The organism is Rhodococcus sp. IC4_135, assembly GCF_011602025.1.
In the GTDB taxonomy this organism is placed as follows: Bacteria; Actinomycetota; Actinomycetes; order Mycobacteriales; family Mycobacteriaceae; genus Rhodococcus_F; species Rhodococcus_F baikonurensis.
In genome coordinates this window covers 570189-580661 of sequence record NZ_JAAOLG010000002.1, presented here as the reverse complement: position 1 = coordinate 580661, position 10473 = coordinate 570189, and the positions used below count along the sequence as shown (strand labels likewise).

Sequence of the window (10473 nt, the reverse complement as noted above, 5' to 3'; positions counted from 1 at the left end):
GTCGATCTTCGAGGGTTACGCTGCCTGCCGATGTCCGTGTAGTTATTTCGTAAATTCGAGTGAGAGAGTCGATGTATGGCCGGTAAGCTCCGGGCGCGTTTGACCAGGTCGGAAGCATTGACCGATCAGCCTGACTTCGCCCTTGTCGGGGTGCTGCGCATTCCCCAGCTACAGACCAGCCCGGCGCGGGCCATCTACAAGCGAGTTCTCATCGCTCTCGGTGCTCTCGCCGCCGCCGTCTTGATCGTGTACATCGATCGCGCCGGATACCGCGACGCGCAGGACAACGAGCTTTCGCTGCTCGACTGCATCTACTATGCGACGGTTTCGCTTTCGACCACCGGCTACGGCGACATCACTCCGTTCACGCCGTCGGCGCGCCTGGTCAACGTCCTGTTGATCACGCCACTTCGAATCTTCTTCTTGATCGTGTTGGTCGGAACCACACTTTCAGCTCTGACCGAGAGTTCGCGTCAGGCGTTCAAAATTCAGCGTTGGAGGCAGCACGTGCGTAATCACACCGTCGTCGTCGGATACGGGACCAAGGGGCGGACGGCAATCGAAGCAATGCTCGGTGACGGAGTACCGGCGTCGGAGATCGTGGTCGTGGACACCGATCAGACCGTCCTCGATTCCGCGGCGAGCAAGGGCCTGGTGACGGTGTTCGGTTCGGCGACGAAGTCGGACGTACTTCGCTTGGCCGGCGCACAGAACGCGTCGTCGATCATCGTGGCCACGAATCGTGACGACACCGCCGTTCTGGTGACCCTGACTGCGAGGGAAATCGCACCGAAAGCGAAGATTGCCGCGGCCATCCGTGAAGCCGACAACGCGCATCTGCTGCGTCAGTCCGGTGCGGACTCCGTCGTCGTCTCCTCGGAGACGGCAGGTCGGCTCCTCGGCATCGCGACCACGACGCCGACTGTCGTGGAGATGATCGAAGACCTTCTGACCCCGGAAGCCGGATTCGCGATCGCCGAGCGCGCCGTCGAGCGCGACGAGGTCGGCGGCTCTCCGCGTCATCTCTCCGACATCGTGCTCGGCGTCGTTCGCGACGGCCGCCTGGTTCGCGTCGGTTCGCCCGAGGTGGACGCTGTGGAGGAGAACGATCGCCTGCTGTACATCCGCCGCGTCACGAACTGAGTGTTACCGAGCTTCGTGCGCGCAGTAATGTCGTGAGCGTGAACGACTTCCAGCTGACCGAAACACCGCTGCTCTCACGCTCGAGCGTCGGCCGCGCCGAGGAATTGCGGTCGGATGCCGCTGCACTGACGACGGGTTGGGCGGATGCGCTGCTCCTTCGTGTGAATTCACGGGGGCAGGTCAAGGTGTCGCCGGAAGGTCAATTGGTCTTCGCCGAGGCAACCGAGTTGGGGCCCGAGCCGGTGCGCGGCGCGGTGTTCCTGGGAATTCGGGAGAATCGCCACGTCTGGGCGGTGCGAGTGTCGCTGCTCGCCGGCGCGTTGTCCGAACTGCGGATGCTCGGCGGAACACTCGACGACGCGGACGCCGGCTTGTTGACCGGCGCCGTCGCGATCCTCAACTGGCACGACAGTGCCGGATTCAGCGCTATCGACGGCGCACCGAGTGAACCCACCATGTCCGGATGGTCACGCATTTCCACGTCCACCGGTCACGAGGAGTTTCCCCGAACGGATCCGGCGGTCATCTGCCTGGTGCACGACGGCGGCGATCGAGTTCTACTCGCGCGTCAGCCGACCTGGCCGCAGCGGCGTTTCTCGATTCTCGCGGGATTCGTCGAGGCCGGTGAGTCTCTCGAAACCTGCGTTGTCCGCGAGATCAAGGAAGAAGTCGGTATCGACGTGCACAGCGTTCGATACCTCGGGAGCCAGCCCTGGCCGTTCCCTCGATCGGTCATGTTGGGCTTCGCCGCAATCGGCGACCCCGCCGCTCCGCTTCTGTTCGCGGACGGCGAGATCGCCGAGGGCACCTGGTTCACGAAGGACGAGGTGCGTTCCGCTCTCGAACTCGGCGACTGGGGTTCGGAAGCGGACGCGCCACTGCTGCTGCCCGGGTCGATCTCCATCGCTCGCGGAATGCTCGAGAGCTGGGTCAAGTAAGAGCCGGGTCAAGTAGCAGCCGGAGAAGATCTACAGACCCAGGGCCTGCTTCACCTGGTTGAGCGACGGGTTGGTCGCGACGCTGCCGTCGCCGTACTTCACGGTCGGAACGACGTGATTGCCACCGTTGACGCTGCCGACGAAATCGGCTGCCGCCGGATCGTTCTCGATGTCGATCTCGGTGTACTCGATCCCCGACGCATTGAGCTGCGTCTTGAGGCGGCGGCAGTAGCCGCACCATGTGGTCGAGTAGATGGTCAGGGCAGGCGCATTTTCGGTAGAAGTCACGGCCGATATAACACCACGACCGTGAGCGTTGTTCCGTATCGGGCCGTGTTCTCTTGCCCACATACCGTCGGGCGCGGCGTTCGGAGTGTCGGAACGTCCTGCCATGATGGTCCCCATGCCTGCGGACACCGGACTGGATCCAGAACAATCGGCCGCCGTGCTCGCGCCACGCGGCCCGGTGTGCGTCCTCGCGGGCGCTGGAACAGGCAAAACCCGAACGATCACGCGCCGGATCGCTCATCTGGTTGCCGACGGTCATGTGTCGGCCGGGCAGGTGCTTGCCGTGACATTCACCGCGCGCGCGGCCGGGGAAATGCGCGGGCGTCTTCGTGAGCTCGGCGTCGGTGGGAGTGGGCCGCAGGTGCAGGCTCGTACCTTCCACGCGGCCGCCCTCCGGCAACTGAAGTACTTCTGGCCGCAGGTGGTCGGTGACACGCCGTGGCGTCTGCTCGATCGAAAGTTCGCGGTCGTGAGCAGTGCCGCGGCCCGGGTGGGACTGTCCACCAGCACGGAAAGCGTCCGCGACCTCGCCAGTGAAATCGAATGGTCCAAGGCGTCGCTGATCGCGCCGGAGGACTACCCACGCGCGATAGCCAAGATTCGTCGCGAGGCGCCGGTCGATGCTGCCAAGGTGGCCCAGGTCTACGCGGCATACGAAGAACTGAAGGCTCGCGGCCAGGACGGCATGCTCCTCGATTTCGACGATCTCCTCCTTCACACAGCGGCTGCGCTCGAAGAGCATTCGACGGTTGCCGACGAGTTCCGCGAGCGGTATCGATGCTTCGTGGTCGACGAGTATCAGGACGTCACCCCGCTGCAGCAGCGCGTGCTCGACGCGTGGCTGGGGGACCGCGACGACCTGACCGTGGTGGGCGATGCAAATCAGACCATCTACTCCTTCACCGGCGCCACCCCGAACTATCTGTTGGACTTCTCCCGGAAGTTCCCCGAAGCGACCGTCGTTCGGCTCGAACGGGACTACCGCTCCACCCCTGAGGTCGTGTCGTTGGCCAACCGTGTGATCGGTGCGGCGCGCGGGCGGATCGCCGGGACGCGCCTGCAGTTGATCGGGCAACGAGCACCGGGCCCTGAACCGGAGTTCATGGAGTTCGACGACGAGCCGGCCGAGGCACTCGGGGTTGCGCGGGCGATCAAACGGCTGATCGCGGCAGGCACCCCCGCCGCCGAGATCGCTGTTCTGTACCGGATCAATGCTCAGTCCGAGGCGCACGAGCAGGCACTCACCAAGCTCGGCATCCCGTTCCAGGTGCGTGGCGGCGAGGGCTTCTTCACTCGCACCGAGGTTCGTCAGGCGGTGGCGGCGCTGCGTCAGGCTGCCGGACGAGACGACCTCCCCGAAGGCGCAGACAACGGCGAAGCACTGGTGTCACTGGTTCGTGCTGTACTCGCACCACTCGGTCTGACCAATGAAGAACCTTCGGGCACCCAGGCCCGCGAGCGCTGGGCGTCGCTCTCGGCTCTCGTGGCGCTGACCGAAGAACAACTCGTCCACGAACCCGAACTGTCGCTCACCGGGCTTCTACAAGAGCTCACAGCCCGAGCCGAGGCGCGGCACCCACCGACCGTGCAGGGCGTGACGTTGGCTTCGCTTCACGCCGCCAAGGGCCTCGAATGGGATGCGGTGTTCCTGGTCGGCCTCAATGACGGCACGCTGCCGATCCAACACGTTCTCGGCGACGCCAATTCGGGCGCCGACGACGTCGCCGTGGAGGAGGAGCGTCGGCTTCTGTACGTGGGGGTTACTCGCGCCCGCGAGCATCTGCAGCTGTCGTGGGCATTGGCTCGCAACGAGGGTGGCCGCAAGTCCCGTCGCCGGTCGAGGTTCCTCAACGGGCTCATTCCCGAGGACTCACCGGCTTCACGCGTAGCCGCGCCGTCGTCGGGGAACAAGAAGCGTCCGCGTTGCCGAGTCTGCGGCAAACCGTTGATCGGGACGTCGGCGACAATGCTCGGACGCTGCGAGAAGTGCCCGTCCAATGTCGACCTGGAATTGCTCGAACATCTCAAGGCTTGGCGTCTGGACAAATCCCGAGAACTCAAAGTTCCGGCTTATGTCGTCTTCAGCGACAACACGCTGATGGCTATTGCCGAACAACGACCACAAGACAATCGTGGACTGGTCTCGATTCCCGGAATCGGGCCGAAGAAACTCGACAATTTCGGCGAAGACGTACTAGCTGTCATTCGCGGTGAACTGCGAGCGGCAACACTCGATATCTGACAACACATCCGAATCGACAACCGTGAGTTGCATAACCGCAGGTAAAAAATAGGTTGTGCAGATTCGACGGATTCTCTACTCTGGTTTTCAGTGTTACGGGGCAACCTGTGCGCAGAAACTATCCGGACCGACACGAAATGGAGGTGGCAAAAAAATGACGAACTTGATCTCTTACGAAGCGTGCGCAAGCGCAAAGTTCGCTGTTGCCGCCCCCATGCTGCCGCGTGCAGCGGGATGGGCGCAGCATGCGTTCCGCCTGCGCCCTCAAGCAGCAGCAAAGAAAGCAGCTGTCGAGTCCGTGTTCTTAAGCCATCGAGGTATTCCTCGGTAGGACACATCCGTTCACTTACGGCCACGGACCCGCAGCCCCTGCGGACCGTGGCCTTTGTGTTGGATACTCCTCTTGATCTGGTTTCCGACTCGGCTCAGGTTCGCACCCATCGAACCCATATCGTGCGACACAGTTTCGCATCCGAGCACTAGGAGACCGAGTTGTCTGCCCAGACAATCCGCGTGGAATCCGAAAACTCCACCACTGCAGTAACTTCCACCGACGTCACTTCGGCTGCAGTCACGTTCATCGAGGCCGCGTCCACCCGCCGCGACCTGCCGTGCCGGGCATCCAACCCCGATCTCTGGTTCGCCGAAGCTCCGGCCGAACTCGAGCAGGCCAAGGCACTGTGCGCGCAGTGCCCCATCCGTTCCCGTTGTCTCAGTGCGGCTCTCGACCGCGCCGAGCCATGGGGGGTGTGGGGAGGCGAGATCCTCGATCAGGGGGCCGTCATAGCGCGCAAGAGACCGAGAGGGCGCCCACGCAAGCAACTTGTGTGCGCGTGAGAGCCCTGTTCGGCGGAGCCGGTGTCTCAGGCGGCGGAGCCGGTGTCTTAGGCGGCGGAGCCGGTGTCTTATTCGGCGGAGCCGGTTTCATCCAGAACCGGCTCCGCGAACCCGGGCAACCAGCGAGTCAGGATTTCCATGTACGGGGCATATGCGTCCAACTGGGCGCATATGCCGACCGAACCGAGAAGAACACGAAAGATCATCAAATACTCGGCCGGAAGGTTGAGTGCACGGGCCGTTCGGAACTGCGCACTGTTGAAGTCAGTGGCAGTTCCGGCGGCCTTTTGCAGCCACGCTCGAGTGAAGTGAAATGACTCGGTCTGGATCGGGTCGGTGAATGGTCGCAGGTAATCCGCGATCTCCTTGTCGGTCACTGTGCGTCCAGGAATCACGAAACCGTTGGCGCGCAACAACTCCGTCAATTCGTCGAATTGTTCCTCGACCGCCAAGCGCACCATCGTGCCGAGAACCCGCGGCAGCCCGTTCGGGAACGGCGCAGCAGCACCGAAGTCGATAACGCCGAGTCGACCGTCGTCGAGAAGCATGAAGTTGCCGGGGTGCGGATCACAGTGGAGCAAGCCGACACGGGCCGGAGACGCGAAGTGGAATTCGGCGAGCAGTGCACCGGCAGCATTGCGCTGCTCCGGCGTTCCGCTCTCGATGATTCTGGTCAGCGGGGTTGCCGTCATCCATTCGGTCACGACCACTTTCGGCGCGCTCGCCACGACGTGCGGGATCACGAACTGCGGATCGCCGTCGAACTCTTTGGCAAAAGCTCGCTGATTGTTCGCCTCGATCCGATAGTCGAGTTCTTCCTCCGTGCGTGCGGTGAACTCCTCGATCACGGGCCGCACATCGACCCCCGGCATGACCGAACCGAACAGGCCGGCAAATCTGCCCAAGGTCTTGAGATCGGCGCGCAGAGCTTCGTCGGCGCCGGGGTACTGAACTTTGACGGCTACATCGCGGCCGTCGGCCCAGACCGCTCGGTGAACCTGCCCGATGCTGGCCGACGCGGTCGGTTCGTCGTCGAACGACTGGAATCGGTCACGCCACTTGGTTCCGAGTTGTTGGTCGAGCATCTTGTGTACTTGCTTTGTCGGCAGTGGCGGGGCGGCGGCCTGAAGCTTGTTCAGCGACTCGCGGTACGGCTCCGCGAATTCCTCCGGAATTGCCGCCTCCATGACGCTGAGCGCTTGGCCCAGCTTCATCGCGCCGCCCTTGAGTTCGCCCAGCACCGCGAACAGTTGCTCGGCGGCCTTCGCGCTCAACTGCGCGTCGATCTCGCCTTTGTCGCCGCCGGCGAGCTTGCGTCCGAAGCCCATGGCGGCGCGACCGGCCATCCCCAAGGGGATGCTCGCGAGTTTGGCAGTACGGGCAGAACTCTTGCGTGGGATCTCGGACACCACACCATCATGTCTGACTGGGGCGTCCTTTGCCCGAAACAGGTGCCAGGTATTGGCAACTGCAGGATATTTGCCGAGGCCAGCGCCTGGTTGTGATCCGATACGGGCGCAGCGCGATCTCGAGCGTCGACGACAGACTGGCCGCAGTAGCCGCACTGGGCAGGTCCTCGACACCGGGTAGGTCCAGGGCACCGAGAGTCGCGTCGATCTCGGCCAAGGCGAGCGCGACACTTGCATGGATCATCGCTGATTCCGCGTGACCCGCGCTGCCGAGTAGCTGCGCGGACAGATGAAGCCAATGAGGGTCGAGTTCGGATCGGATGATGTCGGCGCACCGCAGGCAACTCGACCGACCTGGCAGGACCAGAGGGCCGACCACACCGTTACCGTCCCGGATGCGGACGGAAAGGTGGGGGAGTCCGCAGCGAACGAGATCGCTCACCAAACGTGGATCGGTGACGACGTCGTCGGCCAGGACCACCAGTTGCTCGTTCCACGAGCGCACGACATCGGTGTTGCGATACCCGCGCGAGCGACGCGTGCTGACTCCGCCGGTGACCAGTGCGCGCTCGACGGCGTCCGAGAGTGGACCGACGCCGTGGATCCGGACCGTCGCGGTGTTTCTGCGGGCAGTGTGGACGAAACCGGAATCGGCGAGTTGCGCGAGAAACTGCTCCGTCACCGACGTGGGAATCCCGCGCCTCGACGCTTCCCAGAGGATGGCCGCGCGGGATTTCGAGCCGTCCATCGTGCGCAGGATCGACTTCACTGCGCGAGCATCGACCCCGGCAGGCAGCGTCAGCAGGACGGCACGTCCGGGTGTCCATCCCAGCTGCAGTCGACCGTCCGGGCGCGACAGAACAGCGATCCGCGGGTCCCATCGGGGTCCCGCGGATCGCTGTGAAGTGCTGTTCTGTGTGGCGTCGTGTTGCCTGTCACCGGTCATCGTTCGATGCTGGCATGGCGTTCGTCCGGCGAGTCTGCCTCAGCGGCAGTTATCCACAGGCCGTCATCGTGGCTGATCTGCGAAAATGTGGCACAAAGAGATTACTTCTCTTCGTCGTCCTCGCGGGTCTTGTCCATCGCTTCCTCGGCCGCACGCTCTTTTGCCAGGACGGCTTCGAGCTGGGCGATCGGGTCGTCGAAATTGTCGGTGTCGCCGCCGCCGAGGACACGGGCGACAAACCCGTCCGGTGCGTCGAGATCGCTCGAATCAGGCATCAGGTCGGGATGTGACCAGACGCCGTCGCGAGTATCCATACCGGCTTCCGCGGTGAGCTTCTGCCACAATCCGGCCGCTTCGCGGACCTTACGAGGACGAAGTTCGAGTCCGACCAGCGTCGCAAAGGTCTGTTCGGCGGGGCCGCCGGTGGCACGGCGACGACGCAACGTCTCGCTCATCGCGGCAACACCGGGCAGTCGCTCGCCGAGTGCGGCGGTGACCACCGTCTCGACCCAACCCTCGACCAGCGCAAGCAGTGTCTCGAGACGTTCGAGAGCAGCCTTCTGCTCCGGAGTGTTCTGCGGCTCGAACGTGCCCTGCTGCATCAGCGCCTCGAGCTTGCTCGGATCGGTGAGAGCAGACGGGTCGAGGTCCTTGGCAAACTCTTCCATCGCCGAGAAATCCATCGTGATCCCGCGGGCGTACTCCTCGACTGTGGCGAGAACACGCTGGCGCAGCCACGGAACGTGACTGTAGAGGCGCTGATGGGCCGCTTCACGCGCGGCGAGGAACACGAGAACTTCCTGATGCGGCTGTTCGAGACCCTCACTGAACGCCTGAACCGCAGCGGGGAGAAGGGCCGCGGTGCCTTCGGGTCCGAGGGGCAAGCCGATGTCAGTGGAGGAGAGCACCTCGGTGGACAGTTGGCCGAGTGCCTGGCCCAATTGCGAGCCGAACGCGAGTCCACCCATCTGGCCGAGCATGCCCAGCATCGGGCCCGCCATCTGCTGCGCTTCGGCGGGAAGTCCTTGGACCCACATGCCCGCTACCTTCTCGGCCACCGGATCGCAGAGTCGCTTCCACGTGTCGATCGTGTTGTCGAGCCAGTCGTTGGGAGTCCAGGCGAGAGTGCGGCTCGCTCCGGCCGGGAGCGTTGTCGCTGCGTCCAGCCACATCTCGGCCAGGTGCGCGGCGTCGGCGATCGCCTTGACGTTGCCCTCGGTGATCGGTGTGACCGATCCGATCTGTTGGCGTGCCAGCTTCTTGGCGATGTCGTAGTTGACCGGGCCGGACGTACCGCCCTGGCCCATCGACGAGCCCATTCCGCTCAGCATCTGCCCGAACTGGGTGAGCATCTGGCCGAGTTGAGCCGGATCGAATCCCTCACCGCTCGCGCCGAACCCGAACGGCATGTCACCACCCCCGAACGGATTGCCACCCGCCGCGTTCTTGTCGCGATCGGGATCGTCGTCGGAGTTGGAGAAGCCGAACGGCATATTGCTCATACCTCAACGGTACAAGGCTCGAGCGGTCGGAGTCGCCCTCCGAGTCACGCTGACGGCGAACACGCGCGGCGCTCAGGCGGTGCGATCGGCGCTCTGGCGCCGTCGCGCTTTACTCTGGATCAGGTGAATCGACGGATAGTGACGCTCCTGGCCGCACTCGCACCCATCGTCGTGTTGGGAGTCGTCGGAACAATGGTCACTGTTCCTTATGTTGCACTCGGTCCGGGCCCCACCTTCAACACGCTCGGCGACGTCGACGGTAAGCCCGTCGTCGACATCCAGGGGACCGAGGTCGATCCCACCGACGGCAACCTCAACATGACAACGGTGTCGGTTCGCGACGGCCTCAACATCTTCGAAGCGTTCGGGCTGTGGGCGAGTGGCAGCAACGGACTCGTCCCACGCTCGGAGATCTATCCGCCCGAGAAGTCGAAGGAAGAGATCCAGCAGGCCAACACCGCCGATTTCCAGCAGTCCGAGGACAGCGCCGAGTTGGCTGCACTGCACTTTCTCGGCAAGCCGGTGGCACTCACTGTGTCCAAGGTGACTCCGGACGGCCCCGCTGCGGGTGCCCTGCAAGAGGGCGACGTCCTGGTCAAGATCGGCGACACTCCGGTAACCACCATCACCGGCGTTCAGGACACGGTCGGTGAGATCGCGCCCGGCACCGCGATCGACGTCACCGTCCTTCGTGAGGGTGTGGAGACCGTTGTGCCGGTCACGGTCGGGGCGCGGCCCAACAAGCCCGAATCGGGTTACCTCGGCGTCACGCCGAACGAGGTCCCGGACGTTCCCTTCACCGTGCAGTTCAATCTCGCCGACATCGGCGGTCCCTCTGCCGGACTGATGTTCACACTCGCCTTGGTCGACAAGCTGACTCCGGGGGAGCTCAACGGCGGAAAGTTCGTGGCCGGGACGGGCACCATCGACTCCGCCGGCGAAGTCGGTCCGATCGGCGGCATTCGGTACAAGTTGATCGCCGCCTCCGAAGCCGGTGCGGAGACCTTCCTCGTACCGGCCCAGAACTGTGACGAGGCGAAACAGAATGCGCCGGACGGGCTTCGACTCGTCAAGGTCGACAACCTGCCCGGCGCAGTGGACTCACTGGAGAGTCTCAACACGGGCGGCGACGCACCCCGCTGCTGAAAGCTGTTTGCAGAATAGAGAG

Annotated in this window: 9 protein-coding genes; 5 read left to right on the top strand and 4 right to left on the bottom strand. The window is 63.9% G+C overall.

The window, feature by feature from the left end; translation table 11 throughout:
* Positions 1-75: 75 nt before the first annotated feature.
* Together G8767_RS07540 and nudC are read left to right on the top strand one after the other, a co-directional pair.
* The gene (locus tag G8767_RS07540) at positions 76-1143 is read left to right on the top strand and encodes a potassium channel family protein (RefSeq protein WP_095969129.1); all 1068 of its coding nucleotides are present in this window, start codon (positions 76-78) and stop codon (positions 1141-1143) included.
* Between the two features lie 38 nt (positions 1144-1181).
* Positions 1182-2081, top strand: coding sequence for an NAD(+) diphosphatase (nudC, locus tag G8767_RS07535; RefSeq protein ID WP_166809747.1), 900 nt, complete (start codon positions 1182-1184; stop codon positions 2079-2081).
* Positions 2082-2111: 30 nt separating this feature from the next.
* On the opposite strand, the gene G8767_RS07530 is transcribed toward nudC, so the two are convergent.
* Positions 2112-2369: a mycoredoxin gene (locus tag G8767_RS07530; RefSeq protein WP_003942350.1), complete on the bottom strand. Its 258-nt coding sequence runs from the start codon at positions 2367-2369 to the stop codon at positions 2112-2114.
* Between the two features lie 103 nt (positions 2370-2472).
* On the opposite strand from G8767_RS07530, the gene G8767_RS07525 reads away from it, so the two are divergent.
* Both G8767_RS07525 and G8767_RS07520 read left to right on the top strand, forming a co-directional pair.
* On the top strand, positions 2473-4611 hold the full coding sequence (locus G8767_RS07525; protein ID WP_124566383.1) for an ATP-dependent DNA helicase UvrD2: 2139 nt from the start codon (positions 2473-2475) through the stop codon (positions 4609-4611).
* 513 nt (positions 4612-5124) lie between these two features.
* Positions 5125-5448: a WhiB family transcriptional regulator gene (locus G8767_RS07520; protein ID WP_095969131.1), complete on the top strand. Its 324-nt coding sequence runs from the start codon at positions 5125-5127 to the stop codon at positions 5446-5448.
* A gap of 68 nt (positions 5449-5516) precedes the next feature.
* Here the strand turns inward: G8767_RS07520 and G8767_RS07515 are convergent, their stop codons facing one another.
* From G8767_RS07515 to G8767_RS07505, 3 genes are all read right to left on the bottom strand, one after another.
* On the bottom strand, positions 5517-6857 hold the full coding sequence (locus G8767_RS07515; protein ID WP_166809746.1) for an AarF/UbiB family protein: 1341 nt from the start codon (positions 6855-6857) through the stop codon (positions 5517-5519).
* 7 nt (positions 6858-6864) lie between these two features.
* Positions 6865-7803: a hypothetical protein gene (locus G8767_RS07510; RefSeq protein WP_095969132.1), complete on the bottom strand. Its 939-nt coding sequence runs from the start codon at positions 7801-7803 to the stop codon at positions 6865-6867.
* 101 nt (positions 7804-7904) lie between these two features.
* A complete protein-coding gene (locus G8767_RS07505; RefSeq protein WP_166809745.1) occupies positions 7905-9305 on the bottom strand; it encodes a zinc-dependent metalloprotease in 1401 nt (466 codons plus the stop codon).
* Between the two features lie 123 nt (positions 9306-9428).
* Between G8767_RS07505 and G8767_RS07500 the strand changes: the two genes are divergently transcribed.
* Entirely contained in the window at positions 9429-10451 is a 1023-nt protein-coding gene (locus G8767_RS07500; protein WP_185564396.1) for a PDZ domain-containing protein, read from the top strand.
* Positions 10452-10473 lie beyond the last annotated feature (22 nt).

What these genes read in the sequence shown, in the direction of transcription:
- G8767_RS07540 (WP_095969129.1), top strand. Translation starts at nt 76, where the DNA reads ATGGCCGGTAAGCTCCGGGCGCGTTTGACCAGGTCGGAAGCATTGACC.
- G8767_RS07525 (WP_124566383.1), top strand. Translation starts at nt 2,473, where the DNA reads ATGATGGTCCCCATGCCTGCGGACACCGGACTGGATCCAGAACAATCG.
- G8767_RS07510 (WP_095969132.1), bottom strand. Translation starts at nt 7,803, where the DNA reads ATGACCGGTGACAGGCAACACGACGCCACACAGAACAGCACTTCACAG.
- G8767_RS07505 (WP_166809745.1), bottom strand. Translation starts at nt 9,305, where the DNA reads ATGAGCAATATGCCGTTCGGCTTCTCCAACTCCGACGACGATCCCGAT.